This window comes from Pseudomonas sp. SK3(2021) (assembly GCF_016772375.1).
GTDB lineage: Bacteria > Pseudomonadota > Gammaproteobacteria > Pseudomonadales > Pseudomonadaceae > Aquipseudomonas > Aquipseudomonas chlororaphis_I.
Genome location: NZ_CP061943.1, coordinates 1,768,371 through 1,789,681, shown reverse-complemented (window position 1 = coordinate 1,789,681; position 21,311 = coordinate 1,768,371). Strand labels below are relative to the sequence as shown.

General features: G+C 61.5%; 22 protein-coding genes. 8 read left to right on the top strand and 14 right to left on the bottom strand.

The annotated features are described in order from the left end of the window. Positions 1-44 precede the first annotated feature (44 nt). Genes purC through dapA form a run of 4 tightly spaced genes read right to left on the bottom strand, consistent with a single transcriptional unit; the run spans position 45 to position 3,555 of the window. The gene (gene purC / locus IF690_RS08095) at positions 45-755 is read right to left on the bottom strand and encodes a phosphoribosylaminoimidazolesuccinocarboxamide synthase (protein ID WP_007930242.1); all 711 of its coding nucleotides are present in this window, start codon (positions 753-755) and stop codon (positions 45-47) included. Between the two features lie 28 nt (positions 756-783). Beyond that, positions 784-1,542: an MBL fold metallo-hydrolase gene (locus IF690_RS08090; protein ID WP_202699673.1), complete on the bottom strand. Its 759-nt coding sequence runs from the start codon at positions 1,540-1,542 to the stop codon at positions 784-786. 4 nt (positions 1,543-1,546) lie between these two features. After that, positions 1,547-2,659: an NlpB/DapX family lipoprotein gene (bamC, locus tag IF690_RS08085; protein WP_202699672.1), complete on the bottom strand. Its 1,113-nt coding sequence runs from the start codon at positions 2,657-2,659 to the stop codon at positions 1,547-1,549. 17 nt (positions 2,660-2,676) lie between these two features. After that, positions 2,677-3,555 carry a 4-hydroxy-tetrahydrodipicolinate synthase gene (dapA, locus tag IF690_RS08080; RefSeq protein ID WP_202699671.1) on the bottom strand — a complete coding sequence of 293 codons (879 nt, stop codon included), beginning with the start codon at positions 3,553-3,555 and terminating at the stop codon, positions 2,677-2,679. Between the two features lie 326 nt (positions 3,556-3,881). Between dapA and IF690_RS08075 the strand changes: the two genes are divergently transcribed. Next, a complete protein-coding gene (locus IF690_RS08075; RefSeq protein ID WP_007930238.1) occupies positions 3,882-4,442 on the top strand; it encodes a glycine cleavage system transcriptional repressor in 561 nt (186 codons plus the stop codon). Positions 4,443-4,452: 10 nt separating this feature from the next. Beyond that, a complete protein-coding gene (locus tag IF690_RS08070) occupies positions 4,453-4,926 on the top strand; it encodes a peroxiredoxin (protein ID WP_023968160.1) in 474 nt (157 codons plus the stop codon). Between the two features lie 65 nt (positions 4,927-4,991). Here IF690_RS08070 and IF690_RS08065 read toward each other — a convergent pair whose 3' ends face one another. Then, positions 4,992-6,062 carry an AI-2E family transporter gene (locus IF690_RS08065; RefSeq protein ID WP_202699670.1) on the bottom strand — a complete coding sequence of 357 codons (1,071 nt, stop codon included), beginning with the start codon at positions 6,060-6,062 and terminating at the stop codon, positions 4,992-4,994. A 41-nt stretch (positions 6,063-6,103) separates the two neighbouring features. Then, complete coding sequence (locus IF690_RS08060) at positions 6,104-6,343, bottom strand: sulfurtransferase TusA family protein (RefSeq protein WP_007930235.1); 240 nt, start codon at positions 6,341-6,343, stop codon at positions 6,104-6,106. 97 nt (positions 6,344-6,440) lie between these two features. Between IF690_RS08060 and IF690_RS08055 the strand changes: the two genes are divergently transcribed. Further along, positions 6,441-7,874 (top strand): M48 family metalloprotease, encoded by a 1,434-nt coding sequence (locus IF690_RS08055; RefSeq protein WP_007930234.1) that lies wholly within the window; start codon positions 6,441-6,443, stop codon positions 7,872-7,874. A 76-nt stretch (positions 7,875-7,950) separates the two neighbouring features. On the opposite strand, the gene IF690_RS08050 is transcribed toward IF690_RS08055, so the two are convergent. The 4 genes from IF690_RS08050 to rpoE form a co-directional block, all read right to left on the bottom strand. Next, complete coding sequence (locus IF690_RS08050) at positions 7,951-9,378, bottom strand: DegQ family serine endoprotease (protein WP_202699669.1); 1,428 nt, start codon at positions 9,376-9,378, stop codon at positions 7,951-7,953. 246 nt (positions 9,379-9,624) lie between these two features. Continuing rightward, positions 9,625-10,587 carry a MucB/RseB C-terminal domain-containing protein gene (locus IF690_RS08045; RefSeq protein ID WP_202699668.1) on the bottom strand — a complete coding sequence of 321 codons (963 nt, stop codon included), beginning with the start codon at positions 10,585-10,587 and terminating at the stop codon, positions 9,625-9,627. 8 nt (positions 10,588-10,595) lie between these two features. Next, positions 10,596-11,183 carry a sigma-E factor negative regulatory protein gene (locus IF690_RS08040; protein WP_202699667.1) on the bottom strand — a complete coding sequence of 196 codons (588 nt, stop codon included), beginning with the start codon at positions 11,181-11,183 and terminating at the stop codon, positions 10,596-10,598. A 31-nt stretch (positions 11,184-11,214) separates the two neighbouring features. Further along, the gene (gene rpoE / locus IF690_RS08035; protein ID WP_007930230.1) at positions 11,215-11,796 is read right to left on the bottom strand and encodes an RNA polymerase sigma factor RpoE/AlgU; all 582 of its coding nucleotides are present in this window, start codon (positions 11,794-11,796) and stop codon (positions 11,215-11,217) included. Positions 11,797-12,366: 570 nt separating this feature from the next. Here rpoE and nadB point away from each other — a divergent pair. Beyond that, positions 12,367-13,983 (top strand): L-aspartate oxidase, encoded by a 1,617-nt coding sequence (gene nadB, locus IF690_RS08030; protein ID WP_202699666.1) that lies wholly within the window; start codon positions 12,367-12,369, stop codon positions 13,981-13,983. On the opposite strand, the gene IF690_RS08025 is transcribed toward nadB, so the two are convergent. Further along, on the bottom strand, positions 13,952-14,404 hold the full coding sequence (locus IF690_RS08025; protein WP_202699665.1) for a protein YgfX: 453 nt from the start codon (positions 14,402-14,404) through the stop codon (positions 13,952-13,954). The two genes, nadB and IF690_RS08025, sit on opposite strands and share 32 nt — an antisense overlap. Next, positions 14,388-14,642 (bottom strand): FAD assembly factor SdhE, encoded by a 255-nt coding sequence (locus IF690_RS08020; protein ID WP_007930227.1) that lies wholly within the window; start codon positions 14,640-14,642, stop codon positions 14,388-14,390. Before IF690_RS08020 ends, IF690_RS08025 begins: the two co-directional genes overlap by 17 nt. Positions 14,643-14,791: 149 nt before the next feature. Here IF690_RS08020 and ygfZ point away from each other — a divergent pair, with 149 nt between their 5' ends. Together ygfZ and IF690_RS08010 are read left to right on the top strand one after the other, a co-directional pair. Next, positions 14,792-15,733 carry a CAF17-like 4Fe-4S cluster assembly/insertion protein YgfZ gene (gene ygfZ, locus IF690_RS08015; RefSeq protein WP_202699664.1) on the top strand — a complete coding sequence of 314 codons (942 nt, stop codon included), beginning with the start codon at positions 14,792-14,794 and terminating at the stop codon, positions 15,731-15,733. Positions 15,734-15,769: 36 nt separating this feature from the next. Beyond that, complete coding sequence (locus IF690_RS08010) at positions 15,770-16,591, top strand: HDOD domain-containing protein (protein ID WP_202699663.1); 822 nt, start codon at positions 15,770-15,772, stop codon at positions 16,589-16,591. 18 nt (positions 16,592-16,609) lie between these two features. Here IF690_RS08010 and tctE read toward each other — a convergent pair whose 3' ends face one another. Together tctE and tctD are read right to left on the bottom strand one after the other, a co-directional pair. Beyond that, on the bottom strand, positions 16,610-17,995 hold the full coding sequence (gene tctE, locus IF690_RS08005; protein WP_202699662.1) for a two-component system sensor histidine kinase TctE: 1,386 nt from the start codon (positions 17,993-17,995) through the stop codon (positions 16,610-16,612). Then, positions 17,988-18,659 carry a two-component system response regulator TctD gene (gene tctD, locus IF690_RS08000; protein WP_009042580.1) on the bottom strand — a complete coding sequence of 224 codons (672 nt, stop codon included), beginning with the start codon at positions 18,657-18,659 and terminating at the stop codon, positions 17,988-17,990. The genes tctE and tctD overlap by 8 nt, the downstream gene beginning before the upstream one ends. 235 nt (positions 18,660-18,894) lie before the next feature. Between tctD and IF690_RS07995 the strand changes: the two genes are divergently transcribed. Together IF690_RS07995 and IF690_RS07990 are read left to right on the top strand one after the other, a co-directional pair. Beyond that, positions 18,895-20,187: an OprD family porin gene (locus tag IF690_RS07995; protein ID WP_202699661.1), complete on the top strand. Its 1,293-nt coding sequence runs from the start codon at positions 18,895-18,897 to the stop codon at positions 20,185-20,187. A gap of 80 nt (positions 20,188-20,267) precedes the next feature. Further along, positions 20,268-21,257: a Bug family tripartite tricarboxylate transporter substrate binding protein gene (locus IF690_RS07990; RefSeq protein WP_023968150.1), complete on the top strand. Its 990-nt coding sequence runs from the start codon at positions 20,268-20,270 to the stop codon at positions 21,255-21,257. Positions 21,258-21,311 lie beyond the last annotated feature (54 nt).

Below are 21,311 nucleotides of genomic sequence, written 5' to 3'. Positions count from 1 at the left end.
CCCCTCGGGCAATTTTTTTCCGTGCTATCAGTCGGTTGCGTCGATTACAGCGGTACGCCCAGACGGTTTGCGACTTCTTCGTAGGCTTCGATCACATCACCGAGGCCCTGACGGAAGCGGTCCTTGTCCATCTTCTTGCGGGTTTCCTTGTCCCACAGGCGGCAGCCATCCGGGCTGAACTCGTCGCCCAGGACGATCTGGCCGTGGAATACGCCGAACTCCAGCTTGAAGTCCACCAGCAGCAGGCCGGCGTCGTCGAACAGCTTGCTCAGGACTTCGTTGACCTTGAGCGACAGCTCTTTCATGCGCGCCAGTTGCTCGGCGGTGCCCCAGCCGAACGCCACGACGTGGGATTCGTTGATGAACGGGTCGCCCTTGGCGTCGTCCTTCAGGAACAGTTCGAAGGTGTAAGGGTTGAGTTTCAGGCCCTCTTCCACACCCAGGCGCTTGACCAGGCTGCCGGCGGCGTAGTTACGCACGACGCACTCGACCGGGATCATGTCCAGCTTCTTCACCAGGCACTCGTTGTCGCCCAGCAGCTTGTCGAATTGGGTCGGCACGCCGGCCTCTTCGAGCTTCTGCATGATGAAGGCGTTGAACTTGTTGTTCACCATGCCTTTGCGATCGAGCTGCTCGATACGCTTGCCGTCGAACGCCGAGGTGTCGTTGCGAAACAGCAGGACCAGGCGGTCGGCGTCGTCGGTCTTGTAAACCGATTTGGCTTTGCCACGGTAGAGTTCTTCACGTTTTTCCATGATGGGCTCCGCTTGCTAAGTAGGTGGGCTAGGCGATGTGGCGCCAGTCGAGCCCTGAATCTTGATCGGCCAGTTGCAGCCAGTCCGGGTCGCACCCGAGGGTGTCGACGAAACATTGCCGGGCCAGCTGCGGCAGGTTGTTCTTGCTGCTGAGATGGGCCAGTACCAGATGCTGCAGGTCCTGCCAGCCCAACTCGGCCACCAGGCTTGCGGCCTGATGGTTGTTCAAATGTCCCATTTCCCCACCGACCCGCTGCTTGAGGAAATACGGGTAGTAACCTCGGGCCAGCATGTCGCGGCAGTGATTGGCCTCGATCATCAAGGAATCCAGCCCGCGATAGCGGTCGATCACCGTGTCGCAGTAGGAACCCAGGTCGGTCAGCAGGCCGAAGCGCCGCTGGCCGTCACTGAACACGTACTGCACAGGTTCCAGCGCATCGTGAGCGACACGGGTCACGTCGATGCTCAAGGCACCGACCTGAAGCGTTTCGCCCCCGGCGAGAAAACCCGCGGCTTCCACCGGTTTGCGCATCCCGCGCAACGTGCCGCGACTGAGGTAGACCGGTAAATTGTAGCGCCGAGACAGCAAACCCACGCCATGCACGTGGTCGGCATGTTCGTGGGTTACCAGAATCGCGCTCAGCTGCGCGGGGGCTACCCCCAGGCGCAGCAGGCGCCGCTCGGTTTCGCGCAAGGAGAAACCACAATCCACCAGGACGCAGGTGTCGTCACTGGCTATCAGCGTGCCATTCCCTTGACTACCACTGCCGAGAACGGCGAAACGCATCGGATCAGCCCAGGTTGTCCTGAATCACGGTCAATACCTTGCGCGCCACTTCAGGCGGGGCAACGGTATTGATGTCTTTCTCGACGGTGACCTGGACGTTGTCGCCCACCTTGCTCAGGCGAACCTGATAACGCTCGGCGCGGGCTTCGATTTCTTCCTTGGCCGGTGCGCTGCCGAACAACTTGCCGAAGAAGCCCGGCTCGTCGTTTTTCTTCTCGGCTTTTTCCGCCAGGTTGATGTAGTACAGGCCCAGGCTGCGGTTGATGTCTTCAACGCGCCACTCGCCCTGTTCCAGGGCACGGCCGACGCTCGACCAGGCGCGATCTAGGTCTTCGCCGAGGTTGAGCACCACGTTGCCGCTGCCGTCCTCGGTGAGGCTGACACGGCTTGGGGTATCGAAATCACGCGCGGCCAGCAGGGAGACAGAACCACCCTTCTCGGCGCTGCGGCTCATGCTGGCGAGCATTTCGTCGACCAGCGCGGCATCCAGGCTGGTGTTGACCGAGCGGTTGGTGAAGTCGACGCTGGACGTGCTGCCGACAGGACGCTCGGCGCTGACCACGTAGACTTCACTGGTATTGCGCTGCACGCCGGGTTCGATACGCACCCGCACGCGGGTTTCGTTATCGGCCGAACCTACGCTGCCCAGGCGCTTGGCCATGGATGCGGAGAGCTCGTCGGAACGCTGCCAGGCGGTGCTGAACTCGCCGGTTTGCGGGCGTTGCTCGTCAATACGGAAACCGTTGTCCTGGAAGAACTGCATGGCCACCGGCCAGACTTCGGCCGGGGCGTGCTGGGCCATGACCCAACGCGCATCGCCGCTCTTCTGCAGGGTGTAGTCGCTGGCATCGGCCACCGAGCCCAACGGCTGCGGACGCGGCACGATGTATTCGCCCTTGACGGTGTCGTCGGCCACGTTACGCGGGATCGGCAACAGCGGATCAAGGCGTTTGGAGGTGCTGACATCCGATGGCAGTTGCATCGGTGCGGTCTGTTGCGCTTGCAGGTAATCGCTGCCGCGGTCACGGAAGTAGCCTTCCGGCCCCCAGATCCAACCGCAGCCACTGGTGCTGGAGATAATCAAGGCAAGTGCGGAAAGTCCGGCCAATCGCTTCATGCGTAGTACTTCCTCAATTAAACCAATACGCCGGACTGGCGCATGGCCTGCCGCAGCGGTTCGTGACAGGCAGCACTGAGCCAGGTGAGCGGCAGACGGATACCGTTCGCCATCAAGCCCATCTCGCACAGGGCCCATTTCACGGGAATAGGGTTGGATTCGATAAACAGCGTCTTGTTGAGCGGCATCAGCTTCTCGTGGATCGCCCGGGCGGTGGTGGCATCGCCACGCATCGCGGCGGCGCACATCTCGCTCATGGCTTTTGGCGCCACGTTGGCGGTCACCGAAATATTGCCCTTGCCGCCCAGCAGGATCAGTTCGACGGCGGTTGCGTCGTCGCCGGAGTACACCAGGAAGTCGCTGCTCACGCCCGCCAGGATGTCCTTGGCGCGCTGCAGGTCGCCAGTGGCTTCCTTGATGCCGATGATGTTCGGCACGGTCGACAGGCGGATCACGGTCTCGGCCTGCATGTCGCAAGCGGTGCGGCCCGGCACGTTATAGAGGATCTGCGGGATATCGACGGCTTCGGCGATGGCACGGAAATGCTGATACAGGCCTTCTTGCGTCGGCTTGTTGTAATAAGGGGTCACCAGCAGGCACGCGTCGGCACCGGCGATCTTCGCGTTGGTGGTCAGCTCGATCGCTTCGCGTGTCGAGTTCGCACCGGTACCGGCGATCACCGGGATGCGCCCTGCCACCTGAGCGACCACGCGACGAATCACTTCGATGTGTTCGTTCACATCGAGGGTAGCCGACTCACCTGTAGTGCCGACCGCCACAATGGCGTTGGTGCCCTCTTGCAGGTGGAAGTCCACCAGTTTGCTCAGGCTCTCCCAGTCGAGACGACCCTGTGCATCCATGGGTGTGACCAGTGCCACCATACTGCCCGCAATCATGCAACCGCTCCTGCCGGAAAAAGAGAGCGGTAATGGTACTGGCGCCAAGATGCTTGCACAAGCGAAGTACCGCGCTGCGAGCATTCCCCTGAGCGATGTATTTCGCTACCCTTCAGACTTTGATCGGTACTGATAAGCTTGTACGCCGGGTTCCAGCCTCCCTTTTCGGCATCCGAAGCCCCAATCCCGCGTTGCCGCCCTTCGCTCTCGCCTTTATGGAGCTCGTCGCAACCGGGCGGTTCAGGGCTTCTGAAACCGCATCCGGACGTTTACCCGGTACTCGAGCCTGCAAAAGTATCGACCGCTCATCGCTTTAGGAATGCTGCATGTCCACCCCCACAGTCCGCGAACAATTCCTTGTCATCAGTGCCCTCGGCGCCAACCCCATGGAGCTGACCAACGTCCTGTGCCGCGCCAGCCATGAAAACCGCTGCGCCGTGGTGACCTCCCGCCTGACCCGCCACGGCGAGTGCAGCGCGCTGGTCCTGGAGGTTTCCGGCAGCTGGGATGCCCTGGCGCGCCTGGAGGCCGGCCTGCCGTCGCTGGCGAAGAAATACGCCTTCACCGTCAACGTGGTACGCAGCGCGGCCCTGGAAAACCGCCCACAGGCCCTGCCTTATGTGGCTTACGTCAGCGCCGCCTACCGCCCGGACATCGTCAATGAACTGTGCCAGTTCTTCATCGATCACCATGTCGAACTGGAAAACCTGACTTGCGATACCTATCAGGCCCCGCAGACCGGCGGCACCATGCTCAATGCCACCTTTACCGTGACCTTGCCGGCCGGCACCCAGATCAGCTGGCTGCGCGACCAGTTCCTGGACTTCGCCGACGCAATGAATCTCGATGCGCTGATCGAACCCTGGCGCCCACAGAACCCCATGTAAGGAAGCCCTAATGGCCGTTGCCATCGACCAACCTGTTGCCAACTTCGAAGCCCCGGCCACCAGCGGTCAGACCGTCAGCCTCGCCGCGCTCAAGGGCAAGCAGGTGGTGATCTACTTCTACCCCAAGGACAGCACCCCGGGCTGCACCACAGAGGGCCAGGGCTTTCGTGATCAATACGCCGCGTTCAAGGCCGCCAACACCGAGGTGTTCGGCGTCTCCCGCGATGGCCTGAAGTCCCACGAGAACTTCAAGTGCAAGCAGGAATTCCCCTTCGAGCTGATCAGCGACAAGGACGAAGCCGTCTGCCAGCTGTTCGATGTGATCAAGCTGAAAAAGCTCTACGGCAAGGAATACATGGGCGTCGATCGCAGCACCTTCCTGATCGACAAGAATGGCGTGCTGCGCCAGGAATGGCGTGGTGTGAAAGTGCCAGGCCACGTGGATGCGGTACTGGCTGCCGCCCAGGCGCTGAACAAGGCCTGAGCGTGGTAAGCGACTAAAAAGGGGGTGGCTGATTCAGCCGCCCCCTTTTCATTTCCAGAGCCGTTCTACAGCAAGGGCGCCACGACCGGCTCCTTGCGCGGCCAGGCATCCAGTACCGCCTTGAACAGGGTGGCCAGGGGAATCGCGAAAAATACCCCCCAGAACCCCCACAACCCACCAAACAGCAGCACCGCACAGATGATCGCCACTGGATGCAGGTTCACTGCCTCGGAGAACAGCAGCGGCACCAGCACGTTGCCGTCCAGGGTCTGAATGATTCCGTAGACTGCCATCAGATAGATGAACTGGTCGCTCCAACCCCACTGGAACAAGGCAATCAGCGCCACCGGAACGGTCACCACCACTGCCCCGACGTAGGGCACCACCACCGAAATCCCCACCAGCAACGCCAGCAGGGCCGCGTAGTTCAGGCCCAAGGCCACGAAGGCGATGTAGGTCACTGCGCCGCAAATGACGATCTCGATCACCTTGCCACGAATGTAATTGGCGATCTGCCGGTTCATCTCCTGGGCCACCCGGGTGATCAGGGCACGCTCGCGCGGCAGGTAACCGCGGACCCACTGGCTGATCATCGCCCGGTCCTTGAGGAAGAAAAACACCAGGATCGGCACCAGCACCAGATAGATCATGATGTTGACCAGCAGTGGCAGGCTGGACAGCGAGAAGGTCAGCGCCCACTGGCCGAACTTGCCGATTTCGCCGCGCGCCACCTCGATCGCCTGCAACACCTGTTCGTCGGACACCAGGTGCGGATAACGCTCCGGCAACAGCAGAAGCAGCGATTGCCACTTGGCGAGCATTCCCGGCAGCTCATTGAACAAGGTGATCAACTGGTGCCACAGCAGCGGCACGACGACCACGATGAACACCAGCAGCAGCCCCATGAACAAGGCAAACACCAGGCCCACTGCCGCCCCGCCAGGCAAACGCCAGCGCTCCAGCGTGAGCACCAGCCCCTGCATCAGGTAAGCCAGCACCATCCCCGCCAACACTGGCGCGAGCATGCCGCCCAGGGTCAGCACTGCGGTGAAGGCCAGGAACAACAGAACGGCCAGTACCACGGCCTCTTCGTCGGAGAAGTAGCGCTGAATCCAGTCGCGTAACACTTTGAACATCAATGATCCTTAGACAGAGGCGCGATGATTTCCTGGGCGGCTCAAGCCTTCTTCAGCCAGTAACGATAGACCCCGGCTTCGTCTTCCTCGCGCAGCAGGGTATGACCGGCCAAACGGGCAAAGGTGCGAAAGTCGCGCTGGGAACCGGCATCCGTGGCGATCACCTTGAGCACCGCGCCGCTGGCCAGGCGATTGAGTTCCATCTTGGCCTTGAGCAGCGGCAGCGGGCAGTTCAGTCCGCTGGCATCGAGCTCGGCGTCGTGGGCTACAGCATCAGTCATTGCGTCACTCCGGGAGGGTCGTCGAGATGCCTAGAATATCTGGTCCAAGGCCTGGTGTCCGGCTACAGTAGACTCTTTGTCGACTAAGGCTTTGTGCATGACTTTTTTGCGCCCTACCCTGCTGACGCTCGCTTGCCTGCTCGCCTCACCAGGCTTCGCCGACGACCTGCCGTCACTCGGTGATGCCAGTTCTGCCATTGTCTCTCCCCAACAGGAACACCAACTGGGCCGCGCCTGGCTGGCGTTGCTGCGCAGCCAGGTTTCGCAACTCAACGACCCGCAACTCAAGGACTATGTCGAAACCAGCGTCTACAAGCTGGTCGAAACCAGCCAGGTCAACGACCGGCGCCTCGAGTTCATCCTGATCAACAGCCCGCAGCTCAACGCCTTCGCCGCTCCCGGCGGGATTGTCGGGGTCAACGGCGGGCTGTTCCTCAACGCCCAGACCGAAGGCGAATACGCCTCGGTACTGGCTCACGAATTGGCGCACTTGTCGCAACGCCACTTTGCCCGTGGCGTCGAGGCCTCGCAACGCATGCAGGTACCGATGATGGCCGCCCTGCTGGCCGGGATCGTGATCGCCGCGGCGGGCGGTGGCGACGCCGGGATCGCCGCCATTGCCGGCACCCAGGCCGCGGCCATCCAGGAGCAACGGCGCTTCTCTCGGCAGAACGAGCAGGAAGCCGACCGCATCGGCATCCTCAACCTGGAAAAAGCCGGTTATGACCCACGCTCCATGCCGACCATGTTCGAGCGCCTGATGCGCCAGTACCGCTTCGACGCCAAGCCGCCGGAGTTCCTGCTGACTCACCCGGTCACCGAATCGCGGATCGCCGACACCCGCAACCGCGCCGAACAAGCCAAGGCCGGCGGCAAGGAAGACAGCCTGCGCTACCAGCTGATTCGCGCCCGAGTACAGCTGATCTACGAAGAGTCTCCCGGCATGGGCGCCAAGCGTTTTCGCGCCCAGCTCGACGAAAACCCGAAAAACGACATCGCTCGCTACGGCCTCGCCATCGCCCAGATCAAGGGCAGCCAGTTCAACGATGCCCGGGAAAACCTCAAGCAACTGCTGGCCAAACAGCCTAACGACATCACTTACAACCTGGCCCAGATCGATCTGGATACCGCCACCAGCCGCTTTTCCGACGCCCAGGCCCGGGTGGATAAAATGCTTGCGCAGTACCCGGGCAACTATCCCCTGAACCAGGTCAGGGTCGATCTGCTGCTCAAGCAGAATCGCCCGGCGGACGCCGAAAAGGCCCTGGAAAGCCTGCTCAAGACCCGCTCCGATGATCCGGACGTCTGGTACTCGGTGGCGGAAACCCGTGGCCTGTCCGGCAATATCATCGGCCTGCATCAGGCGCGGGCCGAATACTTTGCCCTGGTTGGCGACTATCGCCAGGCGATCCAGCAGTTGGATTTCGCCAAACGTCGCGCCGGCAGCAACTTCCCCCTGTCTTCACGGATCGATGCACGTCAGCGTGAGTTGATGGACCAGGAGCAGATGGTCAAGGACATGATGCGCTGAACCCAAGCGGCGCCCACAAAAAAGCCCGCCTCTTTCGAGGCGGGCTTTTTATTGCGCGATCAATCCGTTAAACGAATTACTCGGCCAGCTTGAAGGTAATGAAGCTCGCGCGCCCCTGACGCAGAACCCGCATCGATACCGAACGGTTCTTCGGCAGCGCCTGGGCGATTTCAGTGAAGTTCTTGGTCGAAGTGATCGCCTGATTATTCAGGTGAGTGATCACATCACCCGGCTGCAGGCCGATCAGCGCGGCCGGGCCGTCCTGAACTTCCTTGATCACCACACCGCCCTTGATGTCGTAGATTTTCTTCTGCTCATCGGTCAGCTCCACTACCGCAACACCCAGGCGGTTGCTGCTGCGTTCGGCACCAGACTTGCTAATGACGTCCAGGGTCTTGTCTTCGTCCGGAATCGCACCAACGGTCAATTCGATGTTCTTTCGCTTGCCGTCACGAATCACTTCAAGATTGGCTTTCGCGCCAGCCTTGAGGGCCCCCACCAGATGCGGCAGGTCCGCCGACATGATGATCGGTTGACCGTTCATGCTCAGGATCACATCACCCACCTGCAAGCCGCCCTTGGCTGCCGGGCCGTCGTCCTGGATCTGAGCCACCAGCGCACCGGCCGGCTTCTCCAGACCGAAGGATTCCGCCAGGTCCTTGTTCACTTCCTGGATGACCACGCCCAGCCAACCGCGGCTGACTTTGCCACCGGCTTTCAGCTGGTTGGAAACATCCATGGCAACATCGATCGGGATGGCGAAGGACACCCCCATGAAGCCGCCGGAACGGGTGTAGATCTGCGAGTTGATACCCACCACCTCACCGGCCAGATTGAACAGCGGACCACCGGAGTTACCCGGGTTGATCGGCACGTCGGTCTGGATGAACGGCACGTAGTTTTCGTTCGGCAGGCTGCGACCGATGGCGCTGACGATGCCCTGAGTCACGGTGTGGTCGAAACCGAATGGCGAACCGATGGCCACTACCCACTGGCCGGCCTTCAGGTCCTGGGATTTGCCCAGTTTCAGCACCGGCAGGTCCTTGCCATCGATCTTCAGCAACGCCACGTCGGAGCGTGGATCGGTGCCGATCAGCTTGGCTTTCAGTTCGCTGCGGTCGGCCAGGCGGACAAGGATTTCATCCGCGTCGGCAATCACATGGTTGTTGGTCAGGATGTAACCGTCCGACGAAATGATGAAGCCAGACCCCAGGGACTGGGCTTCACGCTGGCGATCGCCTCGTGGCGAACGCGGCTGCGGTGGCATGCCACGCTCGAAAAACTCGCGCAGCATCGGCGGCAAGCCTTCAAGGTCAGGCATCTGGGCGGAAACCTTGCGGTCCGGGAGCTTCTGCGTGGTACTGATGTTGACCACGGCGGGCGATGCCTGCTCGACCAGTTGTGTGAAGTCAGGCAAGTCCGCTGCCTGCGCGGTAACGGCCTGACCGAGCACCAGCACAGTAGCGAAAATGGAGAGATAGGATTTCAAACGTGGTATCGACATACGGCTCCCATTACAACGAGCGTGGTTAAGCGATAGGGACAAGAAATACCAGGCGACTCGCGCAGTACTTTTGTCTCGGAAACGACAAACAAGGCCAGAACCTAGTGGTTCTGACCTATAAGAAAAAACAGAGGGTTTTGCAAATGAAAATGTTCACCGAACATTTAGATATCTCGATTGCAGAGCTGGCATTGCAGACCTCTTACACAACCAACATTAACGCTCGATGAACACCTGGGGCTGTACTCACTGCGCCTTGGGCGCTGCAGCGTCGGTACGCATCGACAAGGCGATCCGTTCGGCGGTGCCGATAGGGATCTCACCCACCACCGTTACCATCATTTCGCCTTCAGGCGTGGTCAGCCGCCGGGAGACCGCCACGGTCGGGCCCAGTTGAGTACGGGTGTCAGTCACCGTCGCACCATTGAGCGGTTCGAGGAACACCGAAAAGCGGGCCAGGCCATCGTCATACATCAGGCTGTTGACCATGGTCTTGGTCTCGGGATCCTTACGCGCACTGCTGCTGGTCAACTCGAAGCCTGGCGGCAACCAGTCCGAGTGCCAGGTCTGCGCAGACTTCACCGCAGAAGCCTTGTCGCTGTCCAGGGCGACAGCCTTGCATTCGGCGCTGGCTTGCAGCTCGCTGTCCTTCGGCACATCCGCCGTATCCAGACGAGTGAACTGGAAGCGCTCGAGCAACTGCCCCTTATCGTTCAATAGCAGCGATTTCAGCGGCAGGCCCGTTTCGCGGTCCAGATGCAATTCAAAACCATAACGGTGCTGGTCCCGTGGGGTCAGGGAAACAATGACCGCTGAACGCCCAGCCACACGCGACTTGCCGATGACGGCAAGGTCGTACCAATTCTTGAGCTTTTCTGGATCGAGTGAGTGGGCCGAAGCGTTGGGGGCGTCCCCCAGTCCAGCCACCAGCGTACCGCTGACACATTGGGTACGCCCATCAACACGCACAACCTCTTGAGCGGAACCGTCGAGCTGAATCAGCCGCTCGCGGACTTGACCATCCTGGACGCGATGCCAGATGTTATGGGTAGAAAAACTACCATTACGCTCATAGACGAAAGTACCCTGGAAGCTTTGCTGCTGTTCGGCTTGCCCAAGACGTTTCAACCAATCCTGAGCTTCGTCGGCGTGGGCTGGAACAATGAACCAGCCACTGAGCAGGAGCGAGAGTAGAGGGATGGCGCGCATGATCCTCCTTAACGGTTTTCCAGGCTCGCCGCACGAGCATAAGGCAGAGCACTTTCAGTGCCCTTCAGTGCAGCTTGTTGAGCATGCTGACGCAGGTAGCTTGGCAGACGCTGATCGTGCCAGCCTGGCTGACCTTGCAATACGCCGTTGGCCATAGGGCCAGTGGCTTCCGAACTCTCATTGTAGCCGGCCAATACGGCTGGGACTTTTACTTGAGGAGCGGCAAGGGTTGGCTGGTTCGATTGCTGTGCCAGTTCGACACCAGCGATCTCATCCTGATTGTACAGGCGAACACCCGCCAGTACGGCAACGGTCACCGACGCGGCAACAGCCAGGCGACCCAGGCTGCGCCATGGACCACGAGCGGCCTTGGCCGGTACGGCTTCATCAGCCAGCGCAGCAGAAACGGCTGCGGCGATGTCCAGACGCGGAAGCAGCAATTCCTTGTGCATGGCCGCCCGGGCGATCTGGTAACGAGCCCAGGTCTCACGGGTTTCCACTTCGTCGACGGCATTCAATACCCGACGCAATTCCAGTTCGTCCGCTTCGTTATCCATCACCGCGGACAGCGATTCCTGCAGGGCTTCACGACTCATGGCGGTTCCTCTCTTGGCTGTCGCCGCTGTCTCAGGTTTCCTGCAACAACGGCTGCAGGGCTTTATCTATGGCCTCCCGAGCGCGGAAAATCCGGGAGCGCACGGTACCCACCGGACATTGCATGACACTGGCAATATCCTCGTAACTCAGACCATCGAACTCACGTAAAGTTAAAGCCGTACGCAAATCTTCTGGCAATTGCTGAATGGTTCGATGGACGGTGCCTTCGATCTCATCCCGCAGCAATGCGCGCTCCGGCGATTCGAGATCCTTGAGGCCATGATCGCCATCATAGAATTCCGCATCCTCTGAGCTGACATCGCTATCCGGCGGCCGGCGGCCGCGTGAAACCAGATAGTTTTTCGCCGTGTTGATGGCGATACGATACAGCCACGTATAAAACGCACTGTCACCGCGGAAATTACCAAGCGCACGGTAAGCCTTGATAAAGGCTTCTTGTGCAACATCCTGGGCTTCATGGGTGTCGTGCACAAAACGCACGATCAACCCGAGAATTTTGTGCTGGTATTTCAGCACTAGCAGATCGAAAGCTCGCTTGTCGCCGCGCTGAACGCGTTCGACCAGCTGCTGATCCTCTTCCTGGGTTAGCATGAACACTCCTCGATAAGCTCGGAGGAGGCTTGCATAACTAAACGATCAGGCTTGCAAACATAGACTCGGGCTTTTCGCAAAAGTTCTCCCCCTCCAAGCAAGTTTCCTGCGGGCTCTGATTTGGCACGCACGAAAAACGCAGCGCGGGCAAGGCCGGCTGCGCGAATAATCCTGTCGTCGAATTGAGTTGCATGACCACAACACAAGTCCTGCATAAAAACCGACGCTGTCCCTTCTATCAGGCAACCTTCTATTGAGTTTGGGGCCGTGTCAAAAGTTCCCAATCTTTATAGCCGTGCAGAGCGAACATTGTGTAACCATGAAGAGAAAAAGGTTGCTACATCTTCGATACAGTCGCGAGCTTCTCGATTTGACGGAAAAATCGAACCGCCCGCCACAGCCTCGCAACACCGCCTTTCCCGCACCCATAATTTCATAATGCCACGAAGGCACCGCTATTGTGCCGATCCCCCCCTCTATATACTAGTGGGCTGCATGGCTGCTTTGATTCGCCGATCCAGGCGTCTTGCACCACCCCCAACCCGGGTCGCTTTTGAGCGGAATCTTCCAATGAGCCAACAGTTTCAACACGATGTTCTGGTGATAGGCAGCGGCGCTGCCGGTTTGACCCTTGCGTTGACCTTGCCTGGTCATCTGCGCATTGCCGTACTGAGCAAGGGCGATCTCGCCAACGGCTCGACTTATTGGGCTCAAGGTGGCGTCGCAGCGGTGCTGGACGACACCGATACCGTCGAATCCCACGTCGACGACACCCTCAATGCCGGTGGCGGGCTGTGCCATGAAGACGCGGTGCGGTTTACTGTCGAACATAGCCGCGAGGCCATTCAGTGGCTGATCGATCAAGGCGTGCCCTTCACCCGTGACGAGCAATCGGGCGATGAAGACGGCGGTTTCGAATTCCACTTGACCCGCGAAGGCGGCCACAGCCATCGCCGCATCATCCATGCCGCCGACGCCACCGGCGCGGCCATCTTCACGACATTACTGGACCAGGCCCGGCAACGCCCGAACATCGAACTGCTGGAGCAGCGGGTCGCCGTCGATCTGATTACCGAAAAACGCCTGGGACTGGAAGGCGATCGCTGCCTCGGTGCCTACGTACTCAACCGCGCCACGGGCGAAGTCGACACCTACGGTGCGCGCTTCGTCATCCTCGCTTCCGGCGGGGCCGCCAAGGTCTACCTCTATACCAGCAACCCCGATGGCGCCTGTGGCGATGGCATCGCCATGGCCTGGCGTTCGGGCTGCCGGGTGGCCAACCTGGAGTTCAACCAGTTCCACCCGACCTGCCTCTACCATCCGCAGGCCAAGAGTTTCCTGATCACCGAGGCCCTGCGCGGCGAGGGGGCGCACCTGAAGCTGCCCAACGGCGAACGCTTCATGCCGCGCTTCGACCCACGTGCCGAACTGGCGCCGCGGGATATCGTCGCCCGGGCCATCGACCATGAAATGAAGCGCCTGGGTATCGATTGCGTGTACCTGGACATCAGCCACAAGCCGGAAGCCTTTATCAAAAGCCACTTCCCGACCGTGTACGAGCGCTGCCTGGAATTCTCCATCGACATCACCAAGCAGCCGATCCCGGTGGTACCGGCCGCGCACTACACCTGCGGCGGGGTGATGGTCGACCAGCAGGGCCGCACCGACGTCCCGGGCCTGTATGCCATTGGCGAAACCAGCTTCACCGGCCTGCACGGCGCCAATCGCATGGCCAGCAACTCGCTGTTGGAATGCTTCGTCTATGCCCGTTCCGCGGCAGCCGACATTCTCGAGCAACTGCCGCAGATCGCCATTCCGATCGCCCTGCCCGCCTGGGACGCCAGCCAGGTCACCGATTCCGATGAGGATGTGATCATTGCGCACAACTGGGACGAACTGCGGAGATTCATGTGGGATTATGTCGGTATCGTGCGTACCAACAAGCGCCTGCAACGGGCTCAGCACCGGGTACGCCTGCTGCTGGACGAAATCGATGAGTTCTACAGCAACTACAAGGTCAGTCGCGACCTGATCGAGTTGCGCAACCTGGCCCAGGTCGCCGAGCTGATGATTCGTTCAGCCATGGAGCGCAAGGAAAGCCGGGGCCTGCACTACACCCTCGACTACCCGAACCTGCTGCCTGAAGCACTGGACACTATTCTGGTGCCGCCCACCTACGGCGACTGAACTTGAGCCGTACGCGCAGGCGCCGATGCACATCGGCCGCCTGCGCATCCCACGGTACACAGACCGACCTCACCCAGCGCTCGCCCGGCAGGCGAAAACGCAACACCACCAGCAACGGCAGCGCCAGGCTGTCAGGACGCAGTTGCACCGGCCGCCAGCCCTGCCCGGCACACCACAGCTGCCAGCCATCGGCATCGCGGCGCAGGCCACGGAAGGCCGAAGGATGATTCAGCAGAATCCGCCGCGGCAACGCCCAGACTCCGTGGCCCAGGCACAACAGAGCCCCGAGCAGGCGGGCCCAGTGCGGAATATCGAGCATCAGCAAGGCGCCCAGCGCGAACAGCTGGGCCAGGAGATAGGCCGCCAGCAATTGCCTGGAAGGCTGCCAGCGGCATTCGAAGGTGTTACTTGGGTTGGACACGATCCAGAATCATGCGGACCATGCGTTGCAGCTCGGGATCTTCGGATTCGGAGCGTTCCATGAACCAGCCGAACATGTCCTGGTCTTCGCATTCGAGCAGCCTGACGTAGCAGGCACGGTCAACATCGTTCAGATGCGGATAGACTTCTTTCACGAATGGCACCAGCAACACGTCCAGTTCCAGCATGCCGCGGCGGCTGTGCCAGTAGAGGCGGTTCAGTTCAACATCTTCGACCATGGAGCGCTCCTCAAATAGAGCGCAAGTATACAGCCCGACGGACGCCAGAACAGTCGGCTTTGGTCGGTCGCCACCCATCCTTTGTGAACTACCCATTTCAAGGGCACCACCTTATGATGTCCGCCAGACTTTTTACCCTGCGATGACCCATGGCTGATTCCGCTTTTTTCTGCTCCCTGTCCCACGAGGGCGTTCTCGCCGTCCGCGGCCCCGATGCCAGCAAGTTCCTTCAGGGCCAGCTGACCTGCAACCTCAATTACCTCAGCGATAGCCAATCGAGCCTGGGCGCCCGTTGCACCCAGAAGGGCCGCATGCAATCGAGCTTTCGCATCCTGCTCGAAGGCGATGGCTGCCTGCTGGCCATGGCCACCGAGCTGCTGGAGCCGCAACTGGCGGACCTGAAAAAATACGCGGTGTTTTCCAAGGCCAGGCTCAGTGACGAAAGCGCCCTGTGGGTACGCTTCGGCCTGGGCAACGCCGATGCGGCGCTGGCTGGGCTAGGGTTGGAACTGCCGGCCGAAGACGGCGCGGTCGCCCGCAACGGCGGCCTGATCGCCATTCGTGTTTCAGCGGACCGGGCCGAGCTCTGGGCCCCGGCAGATAAAGCTGAAGGCCTGCGCGAAAAGCTGGCCGCGCAACTACCCGAAGGCAATCTCAATCAATGGTTGCTGGGCCAGATCCGCGCCGGCATCGGCCAGGTCATGCCGGCCACCCGCGAGCTGTTCATCCCGCAAATGCTCAATCTGCAGGCCATCGGCGGCGTCAGTTTCAAGAAAGGCTGCTACACCGGCCAAGAAATCGTCGCCCGCATGCAGTACCTGGGCAAACTCAAGCGCCGTCTCTACCGCCTGGCCCTGAAGGCCGAAGAATTGCCGGAGCCCGGCACGCCACTGTTCTCCCCGACCCACGGCAGCTCCATCGGTGAGGTGGTGATCGCCGCGCGCGCCGAACAAAACATTGAACTCCTGGCCGTACTGCAAGCCGAAGCTGCAGAGGATGGCAATCTCCATCTTGGTGCGCTCGAAGGTCCCGGGCTGCAGCTGCTGGACCTGCCTTACCAGCTGGATCGCGATCGAGAAATCCAGCGCTGATCGCCGCAACTTCCTGCAATACCCTAGAGAACAGAAATGAGTGAGCTGGCGGAAAAAGTCCAACAGGATTTGGTTGAGGCCATCGATAACGATGACCTGGTTCTGCCAACGTTACCGGAAGTGGCCCTGCAGATTCGCCGGGCCGCTGAAGACCCGGAAATCAGCGTCAGTACCCTGAGCAAAGTGATTGGCCGCGATACGGCGCTGTCGGCGCGCCTGATCAAAGTGGTCAACAGCCCCCTGCTGCGCGCCACCCAGGAAGTCACCGACCTGCACACCGCGATTACCCGACTGGGCGTCAACTACAGCAGCAACCTGGCCATCGGCCTGGTCATGGAGCAGATCTTCCATGCCCGCTCGGAGGTGATCGCACAGAAAATGCACGATGTCTGGCGCAAAAGCCTGGAAGTGGCCGGCGTCAGCTATGCCTTGTGCCGCAGCCATACCCAGTTGAAACCCGACCAGGCCGCCCTCGGCGGGCTGGTGCATCAGATCGGCGTACTGCCGATCCTGACCTATGCGGAAGATCACTATGAGCTGCTGTCCGACCCGGTCAGTCTCAACCACGTGATCGAGCGCATCCACCCGTTGCTGGGCGACAAGCTGCTGCAGGTCTGGGAGTTTCCGGAACAACTGGCCCAATTGCCGGGGCAGTACCTGAACTTCCAGCGCCAGTCCGCACGCCTGGACTACGTCGATCTGGTGCAGGTCGCCAGCTTGTACTGCCACAAGGACACCGATCATCCACTGGCGAAGATCGACGCCTTCAGCGTGCCGGCCTTCAAAAAGCTCGGGATCGACCCCGAGAACAAGGTGATGTGCAGCGATCTGGCCGAGTCGCAGTCAATGTTCTACTGAAAGCCTGTAGCGCAAGCTCTAGCCCGCGTTAAAACTCACCCGCACCTTCAGCCCGCCCTGCGCGCCATCGTGCAGGCTGATCTGCGCCAGATGGGCGCGACAGATTTCGCCGACGATCGCCAGGCCCAGTCCAGAGCCGGCAACATGGGGGTTGCGCCGATAGAAACGCTCGAATACCCGGTCGCGGTCTTCCAGGGGAATCCCCGGGCCGTCGTCCTCCACCTCCAGCACCGCCGGCGCGCTGACCCGCAGGATCACGTTTCCGCCGGGTTTGGTGTGGGCCAGGGCATTGTCCACCAGGTTGCTCAGCAACTCGTTCAACAGGGTCGGTTCGCCGCGTAGCCACACCGGCTCGTCGGCTTCCAGGGCCAGAGCAATCCCCCGAGCGTGAGCCAAGGGCGCCATGGCCATGCCCAGTTCGCGGGCCAGTTGGCTGAGGTCGAGCAATTGCGCGCCGCCCTCGGCAATCGCCCGGGCGCCGTTTTCGATCCGCGCCAGGGACAGCAGTTGATTGGCCAGGTGAGTCAGGCGGTCGGTGCCCTGGGCGGCGCTTTCCAGGGTACTGCGCCAGGTCTCGGGCTCCGATGCCCGTAGCCCCAGCTCCAGGCGAGCCTTGAGTGCCGCCAAGGGAGTGCGTAATTCATGGGCGGCATCGGCGATGAACTGCGCCTGGCGCTCGAACTGCCCACGCAGCCGCTCGGTGAAGTGATTGAGTGCCCGCACCAGCGGCCACAGCTCGCGTTGCACCTCGACCAGCGGCAATGGTCGCAAGTCGTCGGACTGACGCTCTTCCACCGCGCTGCGCAAACGCTCCAGCGGGCGCAACGCAGCGCTGACCGCGAACCACACCAGCAGCAAGGCCCCCATGGCCAGCATGCCCAGGCGCAGCAGGGTATCGGCCATCAGGCTGCGCGCCATGCGGACCCGTGCCTCGTCGGTCTCCGCCACGCGGATTTCCGCCATGCCATTCATGTTCGGCTCGCTGACCGCCTTGAGCAGGCTCACTACCCGGACGTTCTGCCCTTGATAGGTGGCATCGTAGAACCGCGCCAGCGCCGGGTAATCGTCGGTGCGTGGCGTACCCGGCGGCGGACCGGGCAGGTTTTCGTAGCCGGAAATCAGCTTCTGGTGGATGTCGTTGACCTGGTAATAAATCCGCCCGGCGCTGTCGTAGGCGAAGGTATCGAGGGCAACATAGGGCACATCGGCGCTCAAGCCACCGTCGCGCTGGGACAGGCCGGCGGCGATGGTCCGGGCCGAGGCCAGCAGGGTCCGGTCGTAGGCGGTGTCCGCCGCCTCGCGGCCGTTCCAGTAGGCACTCAGGCCGCTGGCCAGCATCAGTACCACCAGCAGCAGCGCCAGGTTCCACAGCAGGCGCCAGCGCAGGCTGCTGGGCCTATGCATCGCGGCTTTCCAGCAGGTAGCCGAGGCCACGGAAGGTAACGATGGCCACCGGCTGGCCGTCGAGTTTCTTGCGCAAGCGATGGACATAGATTTCGATGGCATCCGGGCTGGCCTCTTCATCCAGGCCGAAGACCTGGGAAGCCAGTTGCTCCTTGCTCATGACCCGCCCCGGCCGGGCAATCAGCGCCTCGAGCACCGCCTGCTCGCGGGAGGTCAACGTCAGCAGTTCTTCACCGAGGGTAAAGCGCCGCGTATCGAGGTCGTAGGCCAGCACTCCGCAGCGCTGCACCCGCTCGCCGCCGAGCACGCTGCGCCGCAGCAGGGCCTTGACCCGAGCTTCCAGCTCGGTCAGTTCGAAGGGTTTGGCCAGGTAGTCGTCCGCCCCCAGGTTGAGGCCGTGGACCCGGTCCTTCACATCGCTGCGCGCGGTCAGCATCAGTACCGGCAAGTTCTTGCCCCGGGCCCGCAGGCGCGCCAGCACTTCGAAACCATCCAGGCGCGGCAGGCCCACATCGAGGATCGCCATGGCGTAATCCTCGCTGCCCAGGGCCAGGTCCGCGGCGACTCCATCGTGCAGCACATCCACGGTCAAACCCGTGCTCTTGAGCGCCTGGGCGACACTTTCAGCCAGCTGCAGGTGGTCTTCGACGAGAAGCACGCGCATGGATTTCCTACCTCGTTCAGGGGATCGACGGCACTTTTTATTGCCGCGGAGTTTACAGCCGGGACCGCTGCTGTGAAGCCCGAAAACCGTGAAAGCCTGCTGAAAGGTTAGCGAAAGGTTGGTCCTTTAGAGTCCTGTTACGGATTGTTTCAACTTCCGTGGCTACCCCCGGTGGCATCCCGAAAAACGCCTCGAAGCGTTTTCGCCAATAAGAACAATAACGGAGTACAACACGATGCTGTCCATGCAGCCTCAGGCCTGCCAGCCTGTTCGTTTTTCCCGTCTCAGCCACACCGCCCTCGCCAGCGCCGCCGCCCTTGCCGGTTTCTCACCGATCAGCCAGGCCGCCTTCTTCGAAGACAGCAGCGCCACCCTCGAAACCCGCAACATGTACTTCAACCGCGATTTCCGCAGCGGCACCAGTGCCCAGCAATCCAAGCGCGACGAATGGGCCCAGGGCTTCATGCTCAACCTGCAATCGGGCTACACCGACGGCACCGTGGGTTTTGGCATCGATGCGCTGGGCATGCTCGGCATCAAGCTCGACTCCAGCCCCGACCGCGCCGGCACCGGCCTGCTGCCGACCCACGACGACGGGCGCGCCGCCGATGAGTACTCCAAGGTCGGCCTGACCGGCAAAGTGAAGATCTCCGCCACCGAACTGAAGATCGGCAGCCTGATCCCGGAACTGCCGACCATCAAGCCCAACGACGGACGCATCCTGCCGCAGACCTTCGAGGGCGGCCTGCTGACCTCCAGGGAAATCAAGAACCTGACCTTCACCGGCGGCCGCCTGGAGAAAGCCAAGGATCGCGACAGCACCGACTTCGAGGACATCGCCCTCAACAACAAGAACAGCCGCTTCGCCGGCACCGTCGCCGGCAAGCACTTCGACTTCGGTGGCCTGGACTACAAGTTCACCGACAAGATCACCGGCAGCTACCACTTCGCCCAGCTCGCCGAGGTCTACAACCAGCACTTCTTCGGCCTGCTCGCCTCGCAGCCGATGGGCCCGGGCACCTTCGCCACGGACCTGCGTTTTGCCGTCAGTGACGACCAGGGCCAGGCCCGTGGCGGCAAGATCGACAACAAATCCCTCAATGGCCTGGTGAGCTATGCCCTGAACGGACATAAACTCAGCGCCGGCTACCAGCACATGTCCGGCGACAGCGCCTTCCCCTACCTCGACGGAGCCGACCCGTACCTGGTCAACTTCGTGCAGATCAACGACTTCGCCGGCGCCGAAGAGCGCTCCTGGCAAGCCCGCTACGACTATGACTTCGGCAAGCTCGGCATCCCCGGCCTGAGCTTCATGACCCGCTACCTGAGCGGTGACAACATCGCCCTGAAAAACGGCGACACCGGCAGGGAATGGGAACGCAACACCGAGATCAAGTACGTGGTGCAAAGCGGCACCTTCAAGGACGTCGCGGTGCGCCTGCGCAACGCCACCTACCGTTCCAATTATTCGGCCCGCGATGCGGATGAAGTGCGCCTGCTGGTGAGCTACAGCCTGGCGCTCTGGTAATCGACCGGCCTTTGGCAGGCGCCGCGCCTGCCAAAGGCCCTGACATGCAATACACAACAACAACTCCTGTGGAGACAAGCATGAACCCATCACTGCGTAAATTGGCCCTCGCCGCCGGCTGTATGCTGTTCGCCGGCCAACTGCTCGCCGCCGCCAGCGCCGAACCCAAGCGCCCGGAATGCATCGCCCCGGCCTCTCCCGGCGGCGGTTTCGACCTGACCTGCAAACTGGCGCAGAGCGCGCTGGTCAACGAAAAGCTGCTGACCAAACCAATGCGCGTGACCTACATGCCCGGCGGCGTCGGCGCGGTGGCCTACAACGCGGTGGTGGCCCAGCGTCCTGCCGATGCCGGCACGCTGGTGGCCTGGTCCAGCGGTTCGCTGCTGAACCTGGCCCAGGGCAAGTTCGGCCGTTTCGATGAAAGCGCGGTGCGCTGGCTGGCCGCGGTCGGCACCAGCTATGGCGCCATCGCGGTGAAGAGCGACTCGCCGTACAAGACCCTCGACGACCTGGTCAAGGCCCTGAAGAAAGACCCGAGCTCGGTGGTGATCGGCTCCGGCGGTACCGTCGGCAGCCAGGACTGGATGCAGACCGCGCTGATCGCCAAGGCCGCCGGGATCAACCCGCGCGACCTGCGCTACGTGGCCCTGGAAGGCGGCGGCGAAATCGCCACCGCGCTGCTGGGCGGGCACATCCAGGTCGGCAGTACAGACATCTCCGACTCCATGCCGCACATCCAGAGCGGTGACATGCGCCTGCTCGCGGTGTTCTCCGACAAGCGCCTGGACGAGCCGGAAATGAAGGACATCCCGACCGCCAAGGAGCAAGGCTACGACATCGTCTGGCCAGTGGTGCGCGGTTTCTACCTCGGGCCGAAGGTCAGCGACGAAGACTACGCCTGGTGGAAAGACGCCTTCGACAAGCTGCTGGCTTCCGAAGAGTTCGCCAAGCTGCGCGACCAGCGCGAACTCTTCCCGTTCGCCATGACCGGGCCGGAACTGGACGCCTACGTGAAGAAACAGGTGGCCGACTACAAGACCCTGGCCAAAGAGTTCGGCCTGATCCAGTAATCGCCCCTGTCTAGCGGCCCTGCCCCTTTCGCGGGGGCAGGGCCCAGGAGTTTG